Source organism: Micromonospora sp. ALFpr18c (assembly GCF_008868155.1).
Lineage (GTDB): Bacteria > Actinomycetota > Actinomycetes > Mycobacteriales > Micromonosporaceae > Micromonospora.
In genome coordinates this window covers 54,519-79,364 of record NZ_WBKR01000004.1, presented here as the reverse complement: position 1 = coordinate 79,364, position 24,846 = coordinate 54,519, and the positions used below count along the sequence as shown (strand labels likewise).

Genomic DNA, 24,846 nt, shown 5'->3' with positions numbered 1-24,846 from the left:
GGCGTACCGTGGAAGCGCCATGACCTCCGAATCCAGCGCCATCCGTGCGGACCTCCGTCGACGACGTGACGAGACCGCGGCCCAGGTGGCCGCACTGGAGGACGACCTGCGGAGCCTCTTCGAGGCGTCCCGGTCGTCCAACGCCGACGACGAACACGACCCCGAGGGCAGCACGATCGCGTTCGAACGGGCACAGCTCACCGCCGTCCTGGACGCGGCACGCCGGCGCCTCGCCGATCTGGACGCGGCCCTGGACCGCGTCGACGCCGGTGGCTACGGCGTGTGCGAGCGGTGTTCCCGCCCGATCCCGGCCGAGCGGCTGGCCGCCCGCCCGTCGGCGCGTACCTGTGTGGCCTGCGCCAATCGACGGTGACGGCGCCCCACCGGACCAGGCGGGCCGCCGTCACCGTGCAGGTGGTCAGCTGGCGCAGCAGCCGCCGGCGGACGCGCTGTCGACGGCGACGAGGCTGAGCAGCCCTCCCGTGACGCCGGTCGCCAGCCCTCGTCCGGCCGGCTCGGGCTCCGCCGCCGACGCGCAGCAGCTGTCGCCGGTCGCCGAGTCGGCCGCGGTGCTGGTGCACACGCCAGTCTCGGGAAGGTCGAGCTGGACGTCGCGGGCGGCGGCCCAGTCCCCGGCGAGGGCCGCGACGACGGAACGGACCTGCTGGTAGCCGGTGGCCATGAGGAACGTCGGCGCCCGACCGTAGGACTTCATGCCGACGGCGTGGTAGCCGCTCTCCGGGTGGGTGAGTTCGTCGACGCCGTGCGGAGGCACGGTGCCGCAGGAATGCTCGTTCGGGTCGATGAGCGGGGCGAGCGCGCGGGTGGCGCCCAGCACCGGGTCCAGGTCCAGCCGTAGCTCGGAGGTGATCGAGTGGTCGGGGCGGAAGCCGGTGGCGGCGACGGCCCGGTCCACGAGCACCGACTCCTCGCCGCCGTCGGCGTGCCGGACGACCACCTTGACGCGCCCGCCGGCCGGGGTGAGGGCGTGCACCCAGAAGCCGGTGAGCAGCCGGATCCGGCCGGCGTCGACGTGCTCGCGCAACCGCGAACCGAGCGCACCGCGCGCCGGCAGCGCGTCGGCGTCCCCGCCGCCGTACGTCCGCGCGGGCGTGGCGGTGCGGATCGCCCAGGTCACCTCGGTGTCGGGCTCGGCGGCGGCCAGGTCCGCCAGGGACAGCAGGGTGTTCGCGGCGGAGTGGCCGGCGCCCACCACGAGGGTGTGCCGGCCGGCGAAGCGGTCCCGGTCGACGCCGAGCACGTCGGGCAGCGCGTGCTCCAGGTACGCGGCGACATCGGCCTCACCCCGGGCGGGCAGGCCGGACGCCCCGAGGACATTCGGGGTGCCCCAGGTGCCGGAGGCGTCGATGACGGCGCGAGCCAGCAGCTCGGTGCCGTCGGCGAGGCGGACCAGGAACGGGGTGGTGTCGCGGCCGGCGCTGCGCAGCCGGTCGAGGCCGAGGCGGCTGATCGCCTGGACCCGGGCGCCGTAGCGCACGTGCGGCTTGAGCTGCGGCAGCTCCGCGAGCGGCTGGAGGTAGGCGGTGGCCAGCTCCGCCCCGGTCGGCAGTGCTTCCGGGTCGGGGGCGACCCAACCGGCCTCGTCGAGGAGCCGACGGGCGGCCGGGTCGATGTTGTAGCGCCAGGGTGAGAAGACCCGGACGTGCCCCCACTGCCGCACGGCGGCGCCGGGGGTGTCGCCGGCTTCCAGAACGGTGTACGGCAGGCCGCGTTCGTGCAGGTGAGCGGCGGCGGCGAGACCGGTCGGGCCGGCACCCACGACCACGACGGGAAGGTTGTCCAGAGCGTTCATCGGGAGACTCCTTGTCAGGTGACGGTGGGGCTGCGGCGTTCCAGCAGGACGACGTCGCGCCAGCGGCCGTGGTGGCGGCCGACCCGCTCCCGCACGCCGATGACGCGGAAGCCGGCCCGCTCGTGCAGGGCCAGGCTCGGGGTGTTCTCCGGGAAGATGCCGGACTGGATCGTCCAGATGCCGGCGGCCTCGGTCGACGCGATCAGCGTGTCGAGCAGCAGTCGGCCGACCCCGCGCCCCTGGGCTGCCGGGTCGACGTAGACGGAGTGTTCGACCACTCCGGCGTAGACCGGGCGGCTCGATGTCGGGGTGACGGCGATCCAGCCGAGGATGGTGTCGTCGGGCTCGACGGCCACGAAGCGGTGCTCGGTCAACCGGCTGGCGTCGAACGCGGCCCAGGTCGGGGCGGTCACCTCGAAGCTGGCGTTGCCGGCGTCGAGGCCGGCCTGGTAGATCGCCAGGACCCGGTCGGCGTCACGGGTGGCCATCGGACGCACGGTGAGGGTGGCCATGGGCGGGCTCCGTTCGGTGTCGGCGCGCTTCGCGGGCACTGTCTCGACGTCTGTCGAATCAGACACTTGCACACTGATTAGATCTCTGTCAACCTAGAGCAATGTCGAAACAAGCGGCCGTGGACGCGCCCTGCTGCCCGCCCCTGACCGAACGGCGTGTGCCGGCCGAGACCGCCGCCGTGCTCGCCCCCGCGTTCAAGGCGCTCGGCGACCCGGTCCGTCTCCAACTGATGTCGATGATCGCCTCGGCCGAGGGCGGGGAGATCTGCGTGTGCGACCTGACCCCCGCGTTCGACCTGACCGGCCCGACCATCTCGCACCACCTGCGGACGCTGCGCGAGGTGGGGCTCGTCGACGCCGACCGCCGCGGCACCTGGGTCTACTACCGCGCCCGCCCGACCATCCTGCGCCAGCTCGCCGGGTTGCTCGGCGCCCTGCCCGCCGGTGACACAGTCGACGAGCCGCCGCACCAGGCACCGGCCCGACGGGATTGTTCGTGAGCACCGGCACGATCCCCCGGACCGACCCGGCCGGGAGTGCGGTGGTCGGTCGCCTCTCCCGACTCGACCGGTTCCTGCCGGTCTGGATCGGGCTGGCCATGGTCGCCGGGCTGCTCCTCGGCCGGCTGATCCCCGGCCTGGACAGCGCGCTCGACTCGGTGACGATCAGCGGCATCTCGCTGCCCATCGCGATCGGCCTGCTGATCATGATGTACCCGGTGCTGGCGAAGGTCCGCTACGACCGGCTCGACACCGTCACCGGTGACCGGCGGCTGCTGGTGTCCTCACTGGTCCTCAACTGGCTCGTCGGTCCCGCCGTGATGTTCGCCCTGGCCTGGATCTTCCTGGCCGACCAGCCCGCGTACCGCACCGGTCTGATCATCGTCGGCCTGGCCCGCTGCATCGCCATGGTCATCATCTGGAACGACCTCGCCTGCGGCGACCGGGAGGCCGCCGCCGTCCTGGTCGCGCTCAACTCCGTCTTCCAGGTCGTCGCCTTCGGCCTGCTCGGCTGGTTCTACCTCTCGGTGCTTCCCGACTGGCTGGGGCTACCCGGCGCCGAGCTGACCATCTCCGCCTGGGACATCGCCCGCAACGTGCTCATCTTCCTCGGCATCCCGCTGCTCGCCGGCTACCTCACCCGCCGCCTCGGCGAACGCGCGAAGGGCCGCACCTGGTACGAGGCCCGCTTCCTGCCCAGGATCGGCCCCGCCGCCCTCTACGGCCTGCTGTTCACCATCGTGATCCTGTTCGCCCTCCAGGGCGACGCCATCACCAGCCGCCCCCTGGACGTCGCCCGCATCGCCCTGCCCCTGCTGGTGTACTTCGCGCTCCTGTGGGCCGGCTCCTACGCCCTCGGCCGGGCCATCGGTCTCGGCTACGAACGCACCACCACCCTGGCCTTCACCGCCGCCGGCAACAACTTCGAACTCGCCATCGCCGTCGCGATCGGCACCTTCGGCGTCGCCTCCGGCCAGGCCCTCGCCGGGGTCGTCGGCCCGCTGATCGAGGTGCCCGTCCTGGTCGGACTGGTCTACGTCTCGCTGTGGGCGCGCCGCCGTTTCTTCACCACCGGATGATCGAGAGGCACCATCATGAGCGACAAGCCCAGCGTCCTGTTCGTCTGCGTGCACAACGCCGGCCGGTCCCAGATGGCCGCCGGCTGGCTGCGCCACCTCGCCGGTGACGCCGTCGAGGTCCGCTCGGCCGGCTCCGCGCCGGCCGAGACGGTCAACCCCGCCGCCGTGCAGGCCATGCGGGAGGTCGGCATCGACATCACCGACCAGACCCCCAAGCTCCTGGAGTACGCCACCGCGGAGTCGTCGGACGTCATCATCACGATGGGATGTGGGGACGCCTGCCCGGTCTTCCCCGGCAAGCGCTACGAGGACTGGAAGCTCGATGACCCGGCCGGCCAGGGCGTCGAGGCCGTCCGACCGATCCGCGACGAGATCCGTGACCGGGTGGAGAAGCTCCTCGCCGGGCTTGCCCGCTAGGACCTCCCGCACACCACGCGCCGGGACGGCGTCTCAGCGGCCACCGGCGGCCAACTCGGCGAGCATCCCCTCGCAGCTGCGGACGACCACCTCCGCGCCGCGTCGCTGGGCCAGTGGGAGCACCGGATCCTCCGCCCGGTCCCGCCACCGCCACTGCGCGTCGGCGGCGACCTCCCAGAGCCGTTGCGCGGTCGCCTCGTGCTCGACGCCGAGTCGGGCGGCGAGCCCCACCCCGTCGCCGCCGATCAGCCGCTGCGCCTCCGCGGCCAGCTCGGCGTCGAACCCGAGTCGGGTGTGGCGCAGCGCCACCAGCAGGCGCAACTCCCGGAACTCGTGGGCGCCGGCGAGGATCTGCTCGATCGCGCCGGCCAACTCGTCGGAACCCCGCACCGGTTCGGCCCGCAGCAGGGCCTCCACGGCGGCCAGCGCCGACCGGGCTTTGAGCGTGTCGCGGCGGTCGATGAAGCAACGGGTCATCGACTCCCGCAGCTCGGTGAGCCCGCTGCGCCGGATGAGTTCGGCGGAGAGCTTCACCCGGTCGTCGAAGCCGGACCGGATCAGGGTGGTCGCCAACCGGATCCCGAAGAGCCCGAAGCGGTCCAGCAGGGCGGTGCGCAACTGCGGGTCCATCGCGACCGGCAGTTCGCCACGGCTGAAGCGGTCGGCGGAGAGCAGGTGGGCGTCCAACTCCGCCCGGGGCACCCGGGCCAGCGTCGCGAGGGCGGCGACATCCGACTCGCTGAGCATCCGACCGGCCAGGCCGATCGACCCGCTGCACGCCACCACGTTCACGGCGAGGGCGCCCACCCGGGGATCGCGGTAGTGCCGTCGAGCCAGTTGACGTGCGGTGAGCAGGCCGTCGATCCGGCCACCGCCGGTCTCGTCGGCCCGGGACAGCACCATGATCACGTTCACCGGGGCGGCCTGACCGACGGCGCTGTCCCGGCCGGACTCCAGCACCCGCAGATCGCTGTCACGACCATCGCGGGTCAGGAACAGCACCGCGTCCGCGTCGCGCAGCACCCGATCCATCACCGACACGCGACCCCGCTCACCGGCGCCGGTCAACGCCGGGGTGTCGATCAGCGTGACCTGGCGCAGAGCCCGCGTCGGCCACTGCACCACGATGTCGCGTACCTCCCCCGCGCGCCAGCCCAGATCCACCCGCATCCCGGTCGCCGACTTCACCACGGTCAGCTCCTGCGCGGGCTGACCGACCGGGTACGCGGTGGCGCGCGGCGCGGCGCCGTCCTCGTACCAGGTGAAGGCGCCATCGGCGCCCTCGACCGGCGCGACCTCCTCACCCATCAGCGCGTTGAGCACCGTCGACTTCCCGCACCGCCAGGGGCCGGCGACCGCGATCCGCAGCGGCTCCTCCAGCCGGGCCACCTGGTGGCGCAACTGCCCGACGGCCCGGGGATTGTCCCGGTAGAGGTCGAGGGCCTGGTGCAGCAACCCCCACGCCGCCTCGTCCAGACGCACCCCGACGGTCATGCCCGAGGCTCCAACTGCACCCCAGTGGCACGGGCACCGCTCACCTGTTGGGCCTGCTCGTAGAGCGCGGCCAACCGGGTCATCTTCAGTCGGATCTCGCGCTGCCGCTGCTCGCGTAGGGCGACGTCGGTGTCGGCCTCCTGCTTCGCGCTGCGGAACGACTGGACGATGGCCTCCTGAAGCTCCTCGGTGAGCCCGGTGAAGTGGTCCCGCAGCATCCGCTGCACCTGCCGCACGGCGTCGCGGCAGTCCCGGATGACGCGCACGAAGACGTCGTCGACGTGCCGCTGGATGGCCGTCTTCACGGTCGCCTGCCGACGGCGCAGCAGTTGCTTGCTCTCGTCACGGATGCTCTTGCCGCCGAACAGCGCGCCGATGCCGACCGAGACCGGGTTGATCATCGGCATTCCGGCCAGGGTCGTCGCCAGGCCGAACATCAGCATGCCGCCGTACGAGCCCTTCATGCCGGTGAACAGCTTCTGACCGGTGGTGAACCGGTCGACCTTCGGCCGCTCCAGCTCGGGCAGTCGTTCGCCGATGTCGTCCGGCATCGTCATCGACCACGGTGGCAGCACGTCGTAGCCGTAGCGGGTGAAGTTGGCAGCCACCCGGCGGGCGATCCAGTCGCAGCGCTGGATCAGCCACTCGTGGTTCGCCTCCGCCGCCTCCACCAGGCTGCGCTCCAGCCAGTCCTGGAAGGTGTCCCAGGCGACCAGCGGATCCGCCGTGTCGAACGCCTCGTCCACCGCCCGCAGGATCTGCCGGGTCCGGTCACGCAGGTCGTACTCGATGTCGGAGAGCAGGTCGGCGACCTCGTCGTTCAGGGTGTTCTGCCAGCGGGTGGAGCAGCGGCGCAACTCGTCCACCTCACGCTGGGCGGCGTGCAGACGGGAGATCGGCCCGGACTGCTCCTCGGCCTCCTGGGTCGCCAGCTCGGCACGCAGCGGCGCCGCCAACTGCTCCACCACCGTCCGGGCCACCGCCTGCACCGCCACCCGGGCCACCTGATCGGCCTTGCCGGACATGTCCCGCTGCAACCGGGCGATCAGCGCGGGGAAGCCGGACTCCGCATTGAGGACCCGGTCATCGGCGGCGGCCGCGCGCAGCCGCAACGCCGCCGAGACCGGGATGACCGGCGCCGGGATGCCGGCGTCGGCCAGGTGCTGCCGGTTGCGCTCGGCCACCGCACGCCAGTCCGCCACGAGGTCGGTCTTGCTCTGCACCACCACCACGTTCGGGTGCGAACGCATGACGTGCAGCAGCATGTCCAGCTCGGTGACGGAGAGTTCCCGGGTGGAGTCGGTGACCAGCAGTACCGTGTCCGCGCGGCCGGGAGACGCGACCGTACCCGCGCCACCGACAGCGGCGACCTCGTCGGTGCCGGGAGTGTCCACCAGCACCAGTCCGGCGCTGAGCAGGGCGCGGGGCACGCCGATCTCGACGTACGCCGGACCGCCCCCCGGCCGACGCCCGACGGTGCCGGCCACCCCCGCCGCGACCTGGTTGAGCGCCACCGGCGTCCGCTCGATGGCGACGGCGGCCGCGGTGCCGGCGGGCCGCCCCGGCGCCGGTGGCGGAGCCTGGGCCACCGCGGCGTACGCGGCCTCGGCGTGCTGCACCACGGTCGGCAGGACGGTGGTGCGACCGTCGCCCACCGGGCAGGCCGGCGCGTTGATGATCGCGTTGATCAGCTGACTCTTGCCCTGGTTGGGCTCGCCGACGACCAGGACGCGCAGCTTCGGGTCCAGCAGCTGGGCACGCTTCTGCCGCACTGTCTGGAGCAGGTCGTCCCGCCCGTGAGAGCTGCACGTACGGGCGATCTCGTCCAGCACGTCCAACCAGATCCCCGCCATCACCGCACCAAGTGTGCTGATTTCGGCTCAATTATCAAGAGGGACCGGTTGGGGAACTGGAGAGGGCCGGACCGCCCGATACGGTCCGACCCCCCGCTCCAGGTGGGAAAACCCGTCAGAGCAGGCCCCCGGTGATACCGAGCAGGCCGTGGTCCGACGAGGCGGGGCCACCATCGTGCGTGTCGCCGAGCACACCGTCGGTGACGCCGCCGGTCACGTCACCGACCGTGCCGGTGACACCGGGGAGGAGACCCTCCACCTGGTGCGTCACACCATCCACAGTGGACGGAACATCCAGCGGCGGGACGACGCCGCCGTGGTCACCGAGGCCCAGCCCGCCCAGAGTCTCGCCGACACCGAGGGAGCCGACGACACCGCCGAGGTGACCCTGGGTGCCGGACAGCACGCCACCGGTCACGTCGCCGCCCAGCAGGCCGTGGTCGGTGGTGTCGAGCAGACCGGCCGGGTGGCCGACGGTGCTGGTGACGTCGCCGAGCACCGGGTCCGCGATGCCGTCCACCGGCTGCACCACGTCGGCGTCGAGGGTGTGCGCCACGTCGTTCACGCCGGTCAGGTCGGTGTCCAGGCCGCTCGGGCCAACGCCCAGCCCGATCCCCGGCAGCACGGTGACCCCGGCCGCGACGGTGTTCGGGTCGACCGCGATGGCACCCAGCACGCCCGCCTTGACGTCCACTCCGCTGGGCGAGCTGGTGATGCTGATCTGCTGGGCCACACTCTGCAGCTGGCCGACCACGTCAGTGGTGTCGGTCACCAGCGGGTCCAGTCCGAGGTGGCCGATGGCCGGGGCGAGCGGCGCGACCGCCCCCGGCGCGTAGTCGACCACCAGCGGGACGACGTCCTGCACGTCCGCGGCGGTGATGTCGGTGAGCCCCGCGGCGTGCAGCGCACCCTCCGGGTCGAGGTCGAACGCCGACCGCGCGTCAGGGTTGGTCAGCAGGTCGAGCACGAAGTCGTGGAGGGTCTGTTGCGAGTCCATGTGCCGGTTCTCCTCGGATGTGGCGTCAGCGACCGTCTTGCGTCGACACGAACGCTACGAGTGGGGGGCGCCCCCGGACATCGGGGCTCGACCCGCATCCGATCCGGCTGAACTAGGGGCTCCGTCGCCTCGTACGTTAGGGGGAGATGGGGAAACCGTCCCAGCCAGATTAGGGTCCCGACCAGGGAGCGATCTCTGGTACGAACGTAGGAGCCCGCGGGGGGTCGCCGGGGGTGGTCGTCGGCGCGAGCGCCACCGACCGGCCACCTCACGGGGAGAGAAGAGACGGATGCGGTACGTCCTGGGGATAGACATCGGAAGCACCAACACGGCCGCCGCCGTCGCACGGCGTAACGGCACGACCTGGACGCGCCCCGAGCCCGTCGGGCTGGGCGCCGACTCGCCCCTCGTCCCGTCGGTGCTGTACCTGTCGGAGGACGGCTCGTTGCGCGTCGGTGAGCCGCCGACCGACGACGGCAGCCGCACCACCCGGGACTTCGTCCGCCGGATTGGCGACGACGTGCCCCTGCTGCTGGGCGGCGAGGCGTGCGCGCCGCAGACACTGACCGCCGAACTGGCGGGGTGGGTGGTGGAGCGGGTGCACGCCCTGGAGGGCGGGCCCGCCGAGGCGATCGTGCTCAGCCACCCGGCGGGTTGGCGCCCGTACCGGCGGGATCTGCTGCACCGAGCACTGTCCGACCTGGGCCTGCGGCACGTGACGCTGCTGCCCCGCACGGTGACGGTGGCCGAGAGCCACGCCGCCCGCGGGTTCGCGGGTACGACGGCCGCGGTCTACGCCCTCGGCGGCAACAGCTTCGAGGCGGCGCTGGTGCGGCGTACCCCGCGCGGCACGTACGAGGGGTTCGGCACCCCGCAGGGCCTCGACCCGATCGGCGGCGCCGACTTCGACGAGGCGCTGGCCACGCACGTCCGTACCGTGCTGGCCCGGGAGTTGGCGGCCACCGCGCGCCGCGGCACCCAGGCCGCACTACGCGGGCTGCGCGCGGAGTGTGACCGGGTCAAGCGGGAACTGACCGTCGACCTGACCGCCGACGTGGTGCTGAGCCTGCCGGGCGGCGCCGCGCGGATCCCGGTGACCCGGGCACAGTTCGAGGACATGATCCGCCCGACGGTGCAGGCCACCGTCGACCTCCTGCTCCGCACGGTGCACGGCGCCGGCCGGGCACCGGAGCAGCTCGACGCCGTCCTGCTGGCCGGCGGTTCCGCCCGCATCCCGCTGGTCACCGAGCTGATCGGCGCGGCTCTTCCGGTGCCCGTCGAGGTCCAGCCGGACGCGCAGCTGACCGCCGCGACCGGGGCTGCCATGGCCGCCTGCCAGGTGGTGTCGCCGCGCCGGCCCGCGCCGGCCCGCGACCCGGCACCGGTACGGCCCCGGGCGGGCGGTGCCGGTCCCGCGCGGGCCAGCCTCCCGGTGCCGCGCCGCCCGCACCACGACACCACCGTTCCCGCTGCTCCCCCTCCCCGTCCGCCGGTCCGGATCCTCCCCCTGGACCTGCCGAAGGCGTCCCGTCTGGCGTTGACCCTCAGCCGGGGACGCGAAGGATGACCACAATGATCATGAACGACGTCGCCGAGTCCCGACTGCTGCTGGGCAGTGGGCCACGCTCCCTTCTGGACCTGGTCGCCCGGGATCCGAGGGCCGCCCTCACCGTCGGGGTGTCCGGGCCCGGCGGCCACGGCAAGACCGCGCTGCTCGCCGAGGTCGCACGGCTGCACCAGCGGGCCGGCGTCACCGTGCGGACGAGCGCTCCCGAGCCGGGTGAGACGGTCGACCCGGACGCGCTGGTGCTGGTCGACGACGCGCACCTGCTCGACGACGACCGCCTCGGCGCGCTGCTGCGACTGGTGGCCGGCCGCCGCCACCGGCTGGTGGTGGCGTACCGCCCGTGGCCCCGGTCGGCTGCGATCACCGAGCTGGCCGACGTGCTGCGCCGCGACGGGCAGGCGGTGCTGCTCGGCCCGTTCAGCCGGGAGCAGACCGCGGCCCACCTCGCCTCGATGCCCGAGCTGGGCCGACGCGACGACCTGGTGGACTTCGTCCACACGCAGACCGCCGGTGTGCCCCGCGACGTGGAACGGCTGGCCCGAGGGCTGGCCGGGGCGGACACTCCGGGGGAGCCACCACGGTCCGTCCTGCTCGAGTTCGGTCCGGATCTGGACGCTCAACCCACCGCCGTGCGGCGGCTGCTGCTCGCCGTCGCGGCGGGCGTACCGCTACCGGTGAGCATGCTCGGCGCCCTCCTCGATCAGGAGCCGGAGGCCGTGGACGGACTGATCGCCACGACCAGAGCGGCCGGGCTGATCGGCGCGGACGGCCGGCTGGCGCCGATCGTTCGGCGGGTCGTCACCACGCTCAGCCCGGCCACCGACCGCACCGCCGTGTGGCGCCGCCTCACCGAGTTGCAGCTGGCACGCGGCGGCGCGGTGCTGCCGCTGGTCCGATCCCTGCGAGCGGTCGGCGCGCTCGCCGACTGCCCGGCCACGACGCTGACGGCCGCCGCCACGGAGGCGCTGGCCGACGAGCCGGCGTTCGCCGCCGACCTGTTCGCGGCGGCCACGGCGGCGGGCGCGCCGGCGAGCGCCCAGCAGGCGCTCGCCACCGCCCTCGCCGGCAACCTCGACGAGGCGCTGCGCCTGGCGGATCGGCTACTCGCCACCGCTGCGCCGACCGACCGCGCCGAGGCCGCCGTGGTGGCCGCGACCGCCCTGGCGCACCGCGGGCACGTCGGTCGCAGCGTGGAGTTGTACCGGTGGTCGGGCAGCGCCTCGTCGGTCGCGTTCGCCACCGTCGGCGGTCTCGCCGGCGGCGATCTGAGCGCCGCCGCTACGGCGCCGGCCGACGACCCGGCCGGCGAGCCACCCACGTTGCAGGCCAGCGCCGCCCGGTTGATGGCCGACGGGGTACGCGACAGCGTCACCGGCCCGCCGACCGCCGCCCTGTCGGCGCTCGTGCAGGCCGCCGCTCTGCTGGAGCCGGACGGCCGGGCCGCGCTCCTGCCGGACAGCCCGGCGGCGCTGGCCGCCCTCACCGCCGTGCACTGCGGTGAGCTGGAGATCGCCGAGCGGGTGCTGCACCGGGCCCTGGCCGCCGGGGTCGGGGGTCCGCTGATGACCCGCCGGCACCGACTGCTACAGGCCTGGATCCTGATGGTGCGGGGCCAGACGGCCGCCGCCGCCGACCGTCTCGCCGCCGCCACGGTCGACGGGCGGCCGCTGGAGTCCCGCGATCTGCTCTTCGCCGCCGCGCTGCGGATGGGCATCGCCCGGCGCAACAGCGACCTCGGAGCCCTCAAGAACGGTTGGGGGCAGGCGCTGGAGGCGGTGGTGCGGCACCCGGTGGACCTGTTCACGCTGCTGCCGCTGGGTGAACTCGCCATCGCCGGCGCCCGCCTGGGTGACCTGGCCCGACTGGAACCGTACCTGCGGGAGGGCCGCTCCCTGCTCAACCGACTGGACGATCCGCCACTGTGGAGTGTCCCGCTGCACTGGAGCGGCCTGCACGCGGCGATCCTGACCGACGAGCCGGCCGTCGCCGACGACCACGTCGCGGCGCTGCTCGCCGCCGCCGACCACAGCCGGTACGCGGCCGTGGTCGCGGCGGCCGGCGAGAGCTGGGTGGAGGTGCTGCGGGGCGCGGTCGACCCGGTGCGGGTGGAGGCCGCCGCCCGGGGGCTGCACGACACCGGGCTGTGGTGGGACGGCGCGCGACTCGCCGGGCAGGCCGCGATCCGTACCGCGGACCGGCGGGCCATGACCACCCTGCTCGAATGCGCGCGAGCGTTGCAGGGCCGCCCGGCCGGCGCCGACGCCGGGCAACGGCCGACCGGCGGCGAGAGCACCGCGCTGGTCGCCGACGCCATCGCCGGTCCCGCCCAGCCGGGGCTCAGCGACCGGGAGTACGAGGTGGCCGAACTGGTGCTGGCGGGGCTGACCTATCGGGAGATCGGCGATCGGCTCTTCATCTCGGCGAAGACCGTCGAGCACCACGTCGCCCGGATGCGTCACCGACTGAACTGCGCCAACCGCGCCGAGCTGCTGGCACTGCTGCGTACCGTCGTCGCCGACCGGGCCAACAGCACGGCCGGTCAGCCGTGGCCGCGGCGGTCGACCCGATGACCCGAGGAGGGATCCGGGCCAGACTCGTCGCGTTGGCGGCCGTGCTGATCACGCTCTGGTCGTACGCGGCCTACCTGACCGGTCAGGACGCGGCCGACCTGCTGCGGGTCCGGGCGCTGGCCGAGACGCTGGGCCAGCCGATCGACCGGCTGGTCCTGGGCCTGCAGACCGAGCGGAGGCTGACCGTCGAGACGATCGCCGGGGCCGCGTCGACGGAGTCCGCGTTGGCGGGGGCGCGCGCCGGGACCGACCGGGCGGCGGCCGAGGTTCGCGCCTTCACCGACGGCCACGACCTTCGGCTGCTCACCGCCGACGCGGTCCGGGACCGGGCCGACGAGCTGGTCCGGCGGCTGAACGGCCTGGGCACCATCCGATCCCAGGTGGACGCCGGGCGGCTCGACCGCGCCGGGGCCGTCGACGGGTACGACCAACTCGTCGCCGTCGCCTTCGCCGTGTACGGCCCGGAGTGGGGCGCCTACGAGAGCGACCTGGCCGCCGACACCCGCACCGTGATCGCGCTGGCCCACGCCCGCGAACTGCTCGCCCAGGAGGACACCCTGGTCAGTGCCGCGTTGGCCGGTGACCGACTCGATCTCGACGGGCGGCGTCGACTGGCCGCGCTGGTCAGCAACCAGCGCTACGCGCGCGCCGAGGCGGTCGCGGCTCTGCCGGGCGGGCAGCGGCGGTTCACCGAAGGGCCGCCGTTCGGGGACCTGCTCGCCCTGGAGGACGTGCTGTCGCGCACGGACACCGCCAGCGCGGTCGACGGGATCACCCGGGCGAAGTGGCGTACGACGGCCGACGGTGTGCTCGGCGCGCTGCACGAGCTGGTGACGACGGCGGCCCGGGACAGCGTCGAGCGGGCCACGCCGGGTGCCGCCGTGCTCGTCGCCCGCACCGGCGCAGTGCTGGGGATCGGGCTCATCGCGGTGCTCGCGGTCCTGCTGAGCTGGGTCGGCCTGGCCCGACGGCTGACCGAAGGGCTGGTCCGCTCCTCCGCCGATGCCCCGGCGCTGCCCGTGCCGCCGCCATCGGTCGACGACGCGCCGGCCCCCACCCGCGAGGCCCCGGCCACCGACGGCGCCGCCGCCCGGGAACTGGTGCTGCGGCTGACCCGCCGCAACCAGGTCCTGCTCCGCGACCAGCTCAGCCTGCTGGACGGGATGCAGCGGCGGGAACGGTCCGCCGAGGAGACCGACGAGCTGTTCGCGCTCGACCACCTCACCACCCGGGTCCGCCGCAACGTGGAGACGGTGATCACCCTGAGCGGCGCGACGCCGGCCCGCCGCTGGCGGCGACCGATGCCACTGCTCGACGTCGTCCGCGGCGCGGTTGCCGAGGTGGCCGACTACCACCGGGTCCTCATCGCGCCGCACTGGCCGTGGTCCCTCGCCGGCCCCGCCGTCACCGACGTCGTCCACCTGCTTGCCGAGCTGGTCGAGAACGCCCTCGCCCACTCACCGACGGACACCACCGTCCGCGTCGGCGGCGAACAGTGGCCACAGGGCTGCGCCGTCCTGGTCGTCGACGACGGCCCCGGCCTCGACGCGAGCGCGATGGCCGACGCGAACCACCTGCTGGGCGGTCCTCCGTCAGCGGACCCGCCGGCCGGCCCGGCGGGCCTCTACACCGTCGCCGTACTGGCCGCCCGCTGTGGCGCGCACGTCTCGCTGCGGCGCAGCCAGCGCGGCGGGACAGCGGCGGTGGTCCTCCTCCCGACCGGTCTGGTCACGGTGCGCGACACCGACGACGAGCCGGCGAGGCGTCATCCCGGTGCCCCGCCCGCGCGGGACGGGGGCACCTCGGGCGCCCACCTACCGACGCGGATCCGCCAACCCGGGCCGATGGCGCCCATCCCCGGCAGCGCCGGCCCCGACACCGTCGAGTTGCCGGTCGCGAGAACAGCAAGGAGACATCGATGACGCACGCAGTGGCCACCGAGGACAGCCTGACCGGTGCCCTGGACCGGCTGGTCGATCGGGTGCACGGCGCGGAGTTCGCCGTGGTGCTCTCGCCCGACGGCCTGCCGCTCGGCGGTTCCCGCCAGGTGGGGGCGAAGCTGGCCGAGCAGATCTCCGGCATCGTCGCCGGCCTGCTGGCGCTGGGGCTGGCCGCCACCCGCACCTGCGACGGGGGTGGGCTGCGGCAGATCGTGGTGCAGATGTCCCGGGCGTTCCTGTTCGTCGCCACCATCCGCAACGGAACCATCCTCACCGTACGGATCGCCGGTGACGACGCCGAGGTCGGCGACATGGCGTACGAGGTGGCGCTGTTCGTCGGGCAGGCCGAACGGCACCTGCCGGTCCGCCTCGAACCGGCCTCCTCGGTGCAGAGCGGGGACGCCGGTGTCCACCAACGACTCCGCTGACGAGGCGTGGTACGACGACGACGCGGGCCCGGTGGCTCGGCCGTACACGATGACCGGCGGGCGCACCGCCCCCGAGCGTGGCCGGTTCGATCTGATCTCGCTGGTCGTCGCCCGGCGGACCGCCAACCCGCGGACGCCGCTCTTCCCCGAACAGGCGCGGATCGTCGAGTTGTGTCACCATCCAGTGTCGGTGGCCGAGCTGGGCGCCGAACTGGACCTGCCGTTGGGGACCGTCCGGGTGCTCCTCGGTGACCTGCTCGCGGCCGGCCTGATCGAGACGCACGAACCGCCGACGCTGTCGGAGCTGCCGTCCGCGGAGCTGCTCGAGTCGATACTCGTCGGGCTACGCGCCCTGTGAGCGACCGGGCGGAGCGCAGTCGCGCGTCCGGTGACGAAGTGAGGGGGAGAAAGGCAGTGCCGGCACCACCGCCGCAGCCACGTCGTACCGTGGCGATCATCCTGCTGGACCGGGTCGTGGCCCTCGCCGCGGCCACACGGCGGGTGTTCACCGGTCAGGGCGACATCTCGCGGGCCACCTGGGTGGCGGTGATCTCGGCGCTCGGGGTGCTGGTCGCGACGACGGTCTCCGTCGTCGCGGTGCTGCGGTCACCGGAGAAACTGGCGCCGGTGACGCTCAACCCGCCACCCTCGGTCGACCAGGTCGGGACACCGCCGGCCGGTACGCCCCGGGCGCACGCGATCCCGGCGGCCACCAGCCCACCGGCCGTACCGCCGGGCTCCCCCACCGTGGCGCCGACCGCCGGAGCCGCGACCACCGGGCCGTCGCCGTCGGCCGCCACGACCGCGCCGAGCCCGGCCGCCCTGGGCGCCGAGTTCGCCATCGCGGACACCGCCCTGCTCAGCTACGGCGCCAGCGTGACGATCAGCAATCCCGGCCAGGTGCCGGTGCCGCAGTGGAAGCTGGCCGTCACCCTGCCCCGGGAGTCGCTGCGGGTGAGTGAGGTCGAGGGCGCACGAGCCGTCCAGGATGGTGCGGTGTGGACGTTCGTGCCGGACGGCAGCGTCGGGCTGGTGCCCGGTGGCGCGTCGGTGCGGGTGACGTTCCGGGTGAACGGCGCACCGGTCGGCGCCGCCCCGACGGCCTGCACGATCGACGGGGCGGCGTGCACCGGCCTGCCGGACTGACGGCGGGGCCACACGTCCGGCCTCAGCCAGCGACCACGGACGGCTCGGTCCGCACCGTCTCGCGCGGCAGAATCGGCAGCGCCGGCGCGAGAGCCGCCAGCATGAGCAGGCCACCGACCGCGAGCAGGTCGAGGGTGACAGCCGGCAGCACGATGCCGACGAGCAGCAGGGGAACGCTCCACCACGGCAGCCGCCGTCGGGCCGCGAGCATGCCGGTGAGGACGAGCAGCCCGACGAAGAACAGCTGGGGTACGACGTCGTAGACGGCCATCTCGACGCCGGGGATGTCCTTGAAGTCCCTGCTGAGCGCCGACATCTCGGCCCGGTCCGCCGCCAGCAGCCCCTCCACCATGTCGGCGCCGAACTGCACCATGGTCGCGGCGAGCCCGACCAGCGTCACCGCCACCACGCCGGTGCGCCACCGACCGGCCGGCAGCAGACGGGACAGCGCGACGACGGCCGGCACGAAGAACACCATGCCGGCGAGGCCGGCCAGGTGCGCGGCCTGCCAGTCGAGCCCCGGGCCGTACACGTCGTCGGATCTCCCCCACAGCCGGACGAGCCCGTAGGCCACGATGCCGACCGGGCCGGCGACCACAGAGAGCGCAGCGTGTTTCATGCCCGCCATCATCTGGCCGCCGGTGCCCGCCCGACCTCCGGGCGCAGCCCCGGTCCGACCCCTGATCCTGGTGTCAGGTCTTCCACCGAGCAACCCTGAGCCCTGGCACGCCCCGCTACGCGCGTGGCCACACCTGGATCAGGAACTTCTCGTGACCGGCCGGGAAGCTCGGCCCCCCGTCGTCGTCCATCGACGCACACAACGCCTCATCGATCTCGACAGGCTCAATGTGCCACCTGTCGAACGCTCGGCCGAGCTCCTGCCTCCCACGGACGTAGAGACGCGCACGGTAACCACCCGCCGCCGGGATCTCGATGAAGAGGTCGGTCGGTCCTTCGGTCACGATGCTGGCACGGAGGTCACCCGCGAATAGCTCGCAATCACTGGCGTCCTGCTCCTCCCACCCATCGTTCGCCGCGGGCGAGACCGGTTGCTGGGGAGGCTCCCCTGTCCACAATTGCAGGGTCACCTCGGCCTCGTGACCGCTCCCGGCACTCCTGACGGCGAGCCAACCCGTGCCGCCGCTCAATCGGCCTTCGATCGGAGGGCGAGGGTGTTCATATGTGGTGGTTGCAGGGGTTTGAAGGTAGAAAGATGAGTATTCAACGAAGACGAGCCCGGACGAATGAGCCGCCGGCGTGGATGGCGAGAGATGCACGAGCCGTCGCGGCCGGCTAATTAGCGGGCCGAGGTGTCCCGGACGGGTCGCACGTGCCGGAAGGCGGCCAGCAGGGCGGTGACGAGGCCGGCCGCCAGCAGAATCCTGACCACGTTGAACAGCACCGTGTCGCCCGTGGAGTGCGGCGGGAAGATGTCCTTGATGAGCCAGCCGACGCCCAACCCCAGCCCCAGGCAGGCGTGCATAGCCGCCCGCAGGCGCGGCGAAGGCTGCGGACGCCCGAAGATCCGGGGCACCCTCGTGCCGCCACGGCTCCTGGCGAAGAGCACAGCGGCGAGGGCCAGATTGGCCGCGGCGACCACCCCGGCCAGAACCACGTCCACGGATCCCATGAGGCCACACGCTAGCGGAGGGACGCCAGCGGCCAGGTTTCCGGAGATCGGCTCATGCCGACCGAGCGCATCGCTGGACCATCCCGGCGGGCGATGCGGCGGGACGTCGGCGATGCTGGGCGCATGGAGTACGTGTCCAGAGTGCCGCGACCGCCGCTCGACGGGCTGATCGACGACCTTTACTACCTGGAGGGCACGTCGCCGTACGCCCGGCTGATGCTGCCGGCAAGTCCGGCGGCGTTCCTCATCGTCAACCTCGGGGCACCCTTGCGCATCCGCGCGGGCACCGACATCGAGACGGCCGAGTACGCCGACGGCTGCGTGGTCACCGTGCCCACCCGCGCGTTGGAGTTCGGCTACCCGCCCCGGACCCGGTCCGTCGGCGTGCACTTCAAGCCGTGGGGGGTGGCGCCGTTCCTGCCGATGCCCGCGGCCGGGCTGTGTGACCGGCCGGTGACGATGGAGCAGGTGTGGGGTCGATCGGCCGTCGCCGAGCTGCGCGACCGGCTGGCCACGGCCGACGGACCGCACGAGATGCTGACGGTGCTCGAGGAGGGGCTGATCCGCCGGCTGCATGAGACCGCCGGCCTGGGGCTGGTCCGCCATACCGGCAGCGTCATCGCGGCGACCGGCGGCGCGGTGGCGATCGGCGACCTGAGGGTTTCCGCCGGTGTCAGCAGCACCCATCTGGCACAGCGGTTCAAGGAGCTCGTCGGCGTCACGCCGAAGCGGCTGGCCCGCTCCTACCGTTTCGCCGCCGCCGTGTTGGCGATCAACCCCGCCGAACCGATCGACTGGGGCGAGCTCGCCAGTCGCGCTGGCTATTTCGACCAGGCCCACTTCGGCCACGAGTTCCGGGCCTTCACCGGGCTGACACCGACCCGGTACGTCGACGTCCGGCAGCGGTTCCTGCGCGAACATCCCGGCCACGTGCTGGACAACTGGCCGCTGCCGGCCGATTGATTTCGTACCAGAGCGACGGCTCAGGGCACGCTAACTTGGGGGCACCCAACGCAGAGGAGAGCCCGTGGGCACGGTGGTCATGTACAGCTCGGTGTCGGTGGACGGCTTCATCGCGGACGAGAACGACCAGCCCGGGCCGCTGTTCGACTGGCTGTCCAGCGGTGACGTCCCGTTGGACGACAGCGGCGTGCTGAAGGTGTCGCAGACGTCCTACGACCACACCCGGCCGTACTGGGACTCGATCGGGGTGACAATCGTCGGCCGCCGCGTGTTCGACATGACGGACGGCTGGGACGGGAAGCCTCCGGGCGGGATCGACCACGTGGTCGTCGTGACGCACCGGCCGGCGCCCGAGGGCTGGGATCCCGAGGCGCCGTTTCACTTCGTCGACGGCGTCGAGGCAGCCGTGGCCAGGGCGCAGGAACTCGCCGGTGACCGCATCGTCGAGGTCGCCGCCGGTGACGTCGGCGGCCAGGCGCTCGCCGCGGGCCTGATCGACGAGGTACGCATGGACGTCGTACCCGTCGTGTTCGGGTCCGGCAAACGCTACTTCGGGTCGGCCCACGCCCAGCACCTGCTGGAGGACCCGGACGTGGTGCAGGGCAACCGGGTGCTTCACCTGCGCTACCGGGTACGCCGTTGACCGACCTGAGCGGGCACACGAAGAGCCCGCCGCGCTCGTGCTCCTGCGCGCGTCCTCGATCACGTGATGCTCAGCAGTCGTCGACGAGCCGATTCACCTACTGAGCATCACGTGATCGAGGATCTGCGGCGGTCAGAAGTCGTCGTCGAACGCCACGGTGCCGGTCACTCCGACCTGGTAGGCCGACACCCGCCGTTCGAAGAAGTTGGACAGTTCCTGCACGTCCTGCAACTCCATGAAGGCGAACGGGTTGGCCGACCCGAAGTGCGGCGCGATGCCGAGTTGGGCGAGGCGCCGGTCGGCGACGTGCTGGAGGTACTCCCGCACGTCCGCGAGGGTCAGCCCGGGTACACCCTGGCCCACCAGGTCCTCGGCGAACTGGACCTCACACTCGACGGCCTCGGTGAGCATCTGGCGGACCTGGTCGGCGAGGTCGTCGTCGAACAGGTCGGGCTCCTCGGCGCGGACGGTGTCCACCACGTCGAACGCGAACGCCATGTGCATGGACTCGTCGCGGAACACCCAGTTGGTGCCGGAGGCGAGGCCGTGCAGCAGGCCCCGGGAGCGCAGGAAGTAGACGTAGGCGAACGCGCCGTAGAAGAACAGCCCCTCGATGCAGGCGGCGAAGCAGATCAGGTTGAGCAGGAACGTGCGCCGGTCCTCCCGGGTCCGCAGCTCGCGCAGGTCGTGCAGGGAGTCGATCCAGCGGAAGCAGAACTCGGCCTTGCGGCGGATCGACGGGATGTTCTCGATGGCCGCGAAGGCCGCGTACCGCTCGGTCTCGTCGGGCACGTACGTGTCGAGCAGGTTGAGGTAGAACTGGACGTGCACCGCCTCCTCGAACAGCTGCCGGGACAGGTAGAGGCGGCCCTCGGGGCTGTTGACGTGCTGGTAGAGGTTGAGCACCAGGTTGTTGGCGACGATCGTGTCGCCGGTGGCGAAGAACGCCACGAGGCGGCTGACGAGGTGCCGCTCGGCCGGCGAGAGCTTGTCCAGGTCGGCGAGGTCGGCGTGCAGGTCGACCTCCTCGACCGTCCAGGTGTTGCGGATGGCGTCGCGGAACCGGTCGAAGAAGTGCGGGTAGCGCATCGGGCGCAGGGTGAGGTCCATCCCGGGGTCGAGCAGCATGTGCGTGGTCCTCGTGTCGGTGGTGGCGTCGGCGGCGGTCACTGGCAGGCCTCGCACGACTCGGGGTTCTCCAGCGAGCAGGCCAGCGCATCCGCGTCGACAGCGCCGACAGCGGTGGCAGCGCCGACAGCGCCGACCGCGCCGAGGGCGCCGACAGCGGTGGCAGCGCCGACCGCGCCGAGAGCACCGGGCGCGCCGACGGCGACGGTGGCCTGCTGGATCCGCGTGGCGGGGCGCGAGCGCAGGTAGTAGGTGGTCTTCAGGCCGGCCTTCCAGGCGTACAGGTACATCGAGGAGAGCTTGCCGATGGTGGGCGAGGCCAGGAACAGGTTCAGCGACTGGGACTGGTCGATGAACGGCGCGCGGGCGGCGGCCAGGTCGATCAGCGCCCGCTGCGGCAGCTCCCACGCGGTGCGGAACAGCTCCCGGACGCCGGCGGGCAGCTCCGGGATGTCCTGCACCGAGCCCTCGGCACGCTTGATCGCCGAGCGGATCTCCTCGGTCCACAGGCCACGGGCCTTCAGCTCACCGACCAGGGCCGTGTTGACCTGGAGGAACTCCCCGGACAGGGTTTCGCGCTTGAACAGGTTGGACACCTGCGGCTCGACGCACTCGTAGCAGCCGGCGATCGAGGCGATGGTGGCGGTCGGGGCGACAGCCACCAGCAGCGAGTTGCGCAGCCCGTACGCCTCGACCCGCTCGCGCAGCGCGTCCCACCGCGCGGTCTGCGTACCCTCGACGCCCCACAGGTCCGGCTGGAGCTGGCCCCGCGCGGCGCGGGTCTGCGGGTACGCCGGGTGCGCGCCGAAGCGGCGCGCCACATCGGCGGAGGTCTCCAGCGCGGTCAGGTACAACTCCTCGCTGACCCGGGTGGACAGCTCCCGCGCGGCCGGCGAGTCGAACGGGAGCCGCAACGCGAAGAACACGTCCTGAAGGCCCATCAGCCCGAGCCCGACGGGGCGCCAGCGCGGGTTGCTCGCCGCCGCCTGTGGGGTCGGGTAGTAGTTGATGTCGATGACCCGGTCGAGGAACGTCACGGCGGTGCGGACCGTGGCGCGCAGCCGCTCCCAGTCGAGGTCGCCGTCGGCGAGGTGGGCGGCGAGGTTCACCGAGCCGAGGTTGCACACGGCGGTCTCGGCGTCGCTGGACACCTCGATGATCTCGGTGCACAGGTTGGACAGGTGCACCACGTCGCCGTCTTCGGCGGTCTGGTTGCACAGCCGGTTGGCGGCGTCCTTGAAGGTCATCCACCCGTTGCCGGTCTGGGCGAGGGTGCGCATCATCTTGCCGTACAGCTCCCGCGCCGGCACCTGCCGCACGTAGCGGCCCTGTGCCTCGGCGGCCCGGTACGCGGCGTCGAACCGCTCCCCCCACAGGTCGGGCAGCTCGGGCACCTCGTGCGGGTCGAACAGCGACCACACCTCGTCGGCCTCGACCCGGCGCATGAACTCGTCCGGGATCCAGTTGGCCAGGTTCAGGTTGTGGGTGCGGCGGGCGTCCTCGCCGGTGTTGTCCCGCAGTTGCAGGAACTCCTCGATGTCCGGGTGCCACGGCTCCAGGTAGACGCAGGCCGCGCCCTTGCGCCGGCCGCCCTGGTTGACCGCGGCCACGCTGGCGTCCAGCGTGCGCAGCCACGGCACGATCCCGTTGGACTGCCCGTTCGTGCCGCGGATCAGCGCGCCCCGGGACCGGACCCGGGAGTACGCGATGCCGATGCCGCCGGCGAACTTGGACAGGTTCGCGACCTGCGCGTACCGCTGGTAGATGGAGTCCAACTCGTCGCGCGGGGAGTCGACCAGGTAGCAGGAGGACATCTGGGTGTGCCGGGTACCGGAGTTGAACAGCGTCGGTGAGCTGGGCAGGTAGGCCAGGCTGGACATCAGCCGGTAGAAGCCGACCGCCTCGTCGGGGGTGGTGGACAGGCCACAGGCCACCCGCAGCAGCCAGTACTGCGGAGTCTCCAGCACCAGCCGGGTGCTCGGGTGGCGCAGCAGGTACCGGTCGTAGACCGTGCGCAACCCGAAGTACTCGAAGCGCCGGTCGCCGTCCGGGTCGACGGCGTCGTCGAGCATGGTGGCGTGCGCGGCGACGAACGCGGCGGTCTCGTCGCCGATCAGGCCCTCCGCGTGACCGGTCCGGATCGCCGCGCTGAACGAGGTGACGCCCTGGCGGCGGACCTCCTTGTCGACGTAGACGGCCAGCAGGCGGGCGGCCAGGCGGGAGTACTGCGGCTCTTCGCCGATCATCTCGGCGGCGGTCTGGATGGACAGCCGGTCCAGCTCGGCGGTGGTCGCGCCGTCGTAGAGGCCGCTGATCGTGCGGGTGGCGACCCGCAGCGGGTCGACGTCGGTGAGGTCGTCGGTCCACCGCTCGACCGCCCGGACGATCCTGTTGACGTCCACCGCCTCGGTGGCGCCGTCGCGCTTGCGGACGCGCATCTGCGTCCGGCGGGGGGCCGCGCCGCTGGCGGCCGGGGCTACCTCGGTAACTGTCACCACTCGCTCCTCGGAGTTCGAGACCTGATGGTCCGGACACGAGGAGACAGACACCGGCGGACGCCACGCCGCGACGGCGTGGGTCAGGTGGCGTCGGCCGTCCCACGCGGCCTCGGACCGCCGTACGCCCGGGTGTGGGCGTACGGCGCGCTGGCAGGTCTTCGGACTCGCGGGCACGACCGGGTTCGCCGGTCTCCTACTGGCCGTCGCTTCCCAGGCCGTGTGGTGGCCCAGTGCTGATGACGGCGGTCGTTCCCACTCACCGCTGCGGGACAGTCCCGGATTTCCACCGGGTTCCCTGTTGCCTCGACCACTCCGGGTGAGCGGCCGAACCAGCTGCGCTCGACACCATATATAGGGACGCCGTGGTTGTCACACCCCACATGTCGGGCCGGGCGTGTCGGTGACACCCGTCACCGGAGGGCGGGTCAGTTCCCGACGGTGACCGGCTGCGGCACGCGCGAGCGGCGTTCGACCGCGAAGCTGACTGCCGCCAGGCCCAGTCCGAGGATCGCCAGGACCACGCCCACCCAGGCCGGCGCGAGGTAGCCGAACCCGGCGGCGATGGCGACGCTGCCCAGGGCGGCGCCGAGGCTGTTCGCGATGTTCATGGCCGACTGGTTCATCGCCGCGCCCATCAGCTGGGCGCCCGGCGCCACCGTGATGAGGCGGGCCTGCAGGACCGGCCCCAGGTAGAGGCTGGTCGCGCCGACCAGGAACGCGCCCACGAACAGGCCGGCGGGGTTCGACGCGACGAGGCCGAACACGGCGATGCTCACGATCATCGCGACGAAGCCGACGATCATGCTGCGGCGCAGGTCCCGGTCCGCGAGCCAGCCGCCCAGGGCGTTGCCGACGGTCATGCCGAGACCCACCGCGACGAGCGCCCACGGCACGGTCGCGGCGGAGAGGCCGGCGACGTCGGTGGTGACCGGAGCGATGTACGTGTCGACCGCGAAGAAGCCGGCGAAGCCGATCGCCCCGGTGGCCGCGACCAGCCACACCTGCCTGGTCCGCAGGGCCCGCAGCTCGGCGGCGGGCGAGCCCTCCACCGCCGCGGCGACCTCCGGGACGACCGCCAGCACGGCCAACAGGGTGAGCACGAAGACCCCGGCGATGACCAGGTACGCGGTGCGCCAGCCGGCCGCCTGCCCGAGTCGGGTGATCAGGGGTACGCCGACCACGTTGCTCACGGTCAGTCCGCTGAGCACGGCGGCGAAGCCGCGGGCCTCGTTGCCGGGGCCCAGCAGGGTCGCTGCGAGCAGGCCGGCCGCCCCGAAGTACGCGCCGTGCGGCAGGGCCGCGACGAACCGTGCCACCAGCACCAGGTCGAACGTCGGGGCGGTCGCCGACGCGACGGTGCCGACGGTGAAGAGGACGAGCAGGCCGAGCACCAGCTTCTTGCGGGGCAGGCGCGCGCTCAGCGCGGCGATGAGCGGGGCGCCCACGACCACCCCGAGCGCGTACGCGGTGATCATCCAGCCCGCGCGGGCCACCGCGTCGGACGGCGACCGCGCGTACTGCTCGGACAGCAGGTCGCGGCCGATGTCGGGCAGCAGGCCCATCGCCACGAACTCGGTCAGACCGACGGCCACACCGCCCAGGGCCAGGGCGGCCACCGCCGAGAGCCGTCGATTTCTGCTCAATCCATCCACCGGGAGAATTTAGCAA

23 protein-coding genes and 1 riboswitch are annotated in these 24,846 nt (G+C 72.8%); of the genes, 12 read left to right on the top strand and 11 right to left on the bottom strand.

Features of this window, described 5'->3' with window-relative positions; translation table 11 throughout:
- Positions 1-19 precede the first annotated feature (19 nt).
- Positions 20-373: a TraR/DksA C4-type zinc finger protein gene (locus tag F8271_RS02070; protein WP_151487881.1), complete on the top strand. Its 354-nt coding sequence runs from the start codon at positions 20-22 to the stop codon at positions 371-373.
- A 45-nt stretch (positions 374-418) separates the two neighbouring features.
- Here F8271_RS02070 and F8271_RS02065 read toward each other — a convergent pair whose 3' ends face one another.
- Positions 419-1,813 (bottom strand): NAD(P)-binding domain-containing protein, encoded by a 1,395-nt coding sequence (locus F8271_RS02065; protein WP_151487880.1) that lies wholly within the window; start codon positions 1,811-1,813, stop codon positions 419-421.
- Positions 1,814-1,827: 14 nt separating this feature from the next.
- A complete protein-coding gene (locus F8271_RS02060; protein WP_151487879.1) occupies positions 1,828-2,325 on the bottom strand; it encodes a GNAT family N-acetyltransferase in 498 nt (165 codons plus the stop codon).
- Positions 2,326-2,426: 101 nt separating this feature from the next.
- Here F8271_RS02060 and F8271_RS02055 point away from each other — a divergent pair, with 101 nt between their 5' ends.
- From F8271_RS02055 to F8271_RS02045, 3 genes are read left to right on the top strand one after another with little or no spacing between them, the layout of a single operon-like run.
- Positions 2,427-2,825 carry a metalloregulator ArsR/SmtB family transcription factor gene (locus F8271_RS02055; protein ID WP_225854110.1) on the top strand — a complete coding sequence of 133 codons (399 nt, stop codon included), beginning with the start codon at positions 2,427-2,429 and terminating at the stop codon, positions 2,823-2,825.
- On the top strand, positions 2,822-3,904 hold the full coding sequence (gene arsB / locus F8271_RS02050) for an ACR3 family arsenite efflux transporter (RefSeq protein ID WP_192580107.1): 1,083 nt from the start codon (positions 2,822-2,824) through the stop codon (positions 3,902-3,904). Before F8271_RS02055 ends, arsB begins: the two co-directional genes overlap by 4 nt.
- Positions 3,905-3,919: 15 nt before the next feature.
- Positions 3,920-4,321 (top strand): arsenate reductase ArsC, encoded by a 402-nt coding sequence (locus tag F8271_RS02045; protein WP_151487878.1) that lies wholly within the window; start codon positions 3,920-3,922, stop codon positions 4,319-4,321.
- A gap of 33 nt (positions 4,322-4,354) precedes the next feature.
- Here F8271_RS02045 and F8271_RS02040 read toward each other — a convergent pair whose 3' ends face one another.
- From F8271_RS02040 to F8271_RS32890, 3 genes are all read right to left on the bottom strand, one after another.
- Positions 4,355-5,815 (bottom strand): hypothetical protein, encoded by a 1,461-nt coding sequence (locus tag F8271_RS02040; RefSeq protein WP_151487877.1) that lies wholly within the window; start codon positions 5,813-5,815, stop codon positions 4,355-4,357.
- Complete coding sequence (locus F8271_RS02035) at positions 5,812-7,668, bottom strand: dynamin family protein (protein WP_151487876.1); 1,857 nt, start codon at positions 7,666-7,668, stop codon at positions 5,812-5,814. Before F8271_RS02035 ends, F8271_RS02040 begins: the two co-directional genes overlap by 4 nt.
- Positions 7,669-7,783: 115 nt before the next feature.
- Entirely contained in the window at positions 7,784-8,665 is an 882-nt protein-coding gene (locus F8271_RS32890; protein ID WP_225854109.1) for an IniB N-terminal domain-containing protein, read from the bottom strand.
- A 289-nt stretch (positions 8,666-8,954) separates the two neighbouring features.
- Here F8271_RS32890 and F8271_RS02025 point away from each other — a divergent pair, with 289 nt between their 5' ends.
- From F8271_RS02025 to F8271_RS02000, 6 genes are read left to right on the top strand one after another with little or no spacing between them, the layout of a single operon-like run.
- A complete protein-coding gene (locus F8271_RS02025; RefSeq protein ID WP_192580106.1) occupies positions 8,955-10,232 on the top strand; it encodes an Hsp70 family protein in 1,278 nt (425 codons plus the stop codon).
- Positions 10,233-10,237: 5 nt separating this feature from the next.
- Positions 10,238-12,802, top strand: a complete 2,565-nt coding sequence (locus tag F8271_RS02020; protein ID WP_225854108.1) for a LuxR C-terminal-related transcriptional regulator — start codon at positions 10,238-10,240, stop codon at positions 12,800-12,802.
- Positions 12,799-14,724, top strand: coding sequence for a nitrate- and nitrite sensing domain-containing protein (locus F8271_RS02015; RefSeq protein ID WP_151487873.1), 1,926 nt, complete (start codon positions 12,799-12,801; stop codon positions 14,722-14,724). The genes F8271_RS02020 and F8271_RS02015 overlap by 4 nt, the downstream gene beginning before the upstream one ends.
- Positions 14,721-15,170, top strand: a complete 450-nt coding sequence (locus tag F8271_RS02010; protein WP_151487872.1) for a roadblock/LC7 domain-containing protein — start codon at positions 14,721-14,723, stop codon at positions 15,168-15,170. The genes F8271_RS02015 and F8271_RS02010 overlap by 4 nt, the downstream gene beginning before the upstream one ends.
- On the top strand, positions 15,148-15,528 hold the full coding sequence (locus F8271_RS02005; protein WP_151487871.1) for a DUF742 domain-containing protein: 381 nt from the start codon (positions 15,148-15,150) through the stop codon (positions 15,526-15,528). Before F8271_RS02010 ends, F8271_RS02005 begins: the two co-directional genes overlap by 23 nt.
- Before the next feature lie 56 nt (positions 15,529-15,584).
- Entirely contained in the window at positions 15,585-16,316 is a 732-nt protein-coding gene (locus F8271_RS02000) for a cellulose binding domain-containing protein (RefSeq protein WP_192580105.1), read from the top strand.
- Positions 16,317-16,338: 22 nt separating this feature from the next.
- Here F8271_RS02000 and F8271_RS01995 read toward each other — a convergent pair whose 3' ends face one another.
- The 3 genes from F8271_RS01995 to F8271_RS01985 all read right to left on the bottom strand — a co-directional run bounded on the left by F8271_RS01995 (position 16,339) and on the right by F8271_RS01985 (position 17,946).
- Complete coding sequence (locus F8271_RS01995) at positions 16,339-16,935, bottom strand: hypothetical protein (protein ID WP_151487869.1); 597 nt, start codon at positions 16,933-16,935, stop codon at positions 16,339-16,341.
- Between the two features lie 115 nt (positions 16,936-17,050).
- Positions 17,051-17,404, bottom strand: coding sequence for a hypothetical protein (locus F8271_RS01990; RefSeq protein WP_151487868.1), 354 nt, complete (start codon positions 17,402-17,404; stop codon positions 17,051-17,053).
- 209 nt (positions 17,405-17,613) lie between these two features.
- Entirely contained in the window at positions 17,614-17,946 is a 333-nt protein-coding gene (locus F8271_RS01985) for a hypothetical protein (protein ID WP_151487867.1), read from the bottom strand.
- 123 nt (positions 17,947-18,069) lie between these two features.
- Between F8271_RS01985 and F8271_RS01980 the strand changes: the two genes are divergently transcribed.
- Positions 18,070-18,909: a helix-turn-helix domain-containing protein gene (locus F8271_RS01980; RefSeq protein WP_151487866.1), complete on the top strand. Its 840-nt coding sequence runs from the start codon at positions 18,070-18,072 to the stop codon at positions 18,907-18,909.
- Positions 18,910-18,973: 64 nt separating this feature from the next.
- Positions 18,974-19,552 (top strand): dihydrofolate reductase family protein, encoded by a 579-nt coding sequence (locus F8271_RS01975; RefSeq protein ID WP_151487865.1) that lies wholly within the window; start codon positions 18,974-18,976, stop codon positions 19,550-19,552.
- 132 nt (positions 19,553-19,684) lie between these two features.
- Here F8271_RS01975 and F8271_RS01970 read toward each other — a convergent pair whose 3' ends face one another.
- The 3 genes from F8271_RS01970 to F8271_RS01960 form a co-directional block, all read right to left on the bottom strand.
- The gene (locus F8271_RS01970) at positions 19,685-20,680 is read right to left on the bottom strand and encodes a ribonucleotide-diphosphate reductase subunit beta (protein ID WP_151487894.1); all 996 of its coding nucleotides are present in this window, start codon (positions 20,678-20,680) and stop codon (positions 19,685-19,687) included.
- A 38-nt stretch (positions 20,681-20,718) separates the two neighbouring features.
- On the bottom strand, positions 20,719-23,118 hold the full coding sequence (locus F8271_RS01965; protein ID WP_225854114.1) for a ribonucleoside-diphosphate reductase subunit alpha: 2,400 nt from the start codon (positions 23,116-23,118) through the stop codon (positions 20,719-20,721).
- 191 nt (positions 23,119-23,309) lie between these two features.
- Positions 23,310-23,527, bottom strand: a riboswitch (cobalamin riboswitch).
- A 76-nt stretch (positions 23,528-23,603) separates the two neighbouring features.
- A complete protein-coding gene (locus F8271_RS01960) occupies positions 23,604-24,830 on the bottom strand; it encodes an MFS transporter (RefSeq protein WP_151487863.1) in 1,227 nt (408 codons plus the stop codon).
- Positions 24,831-24,846: the final 16 nt, after the last annotated feature.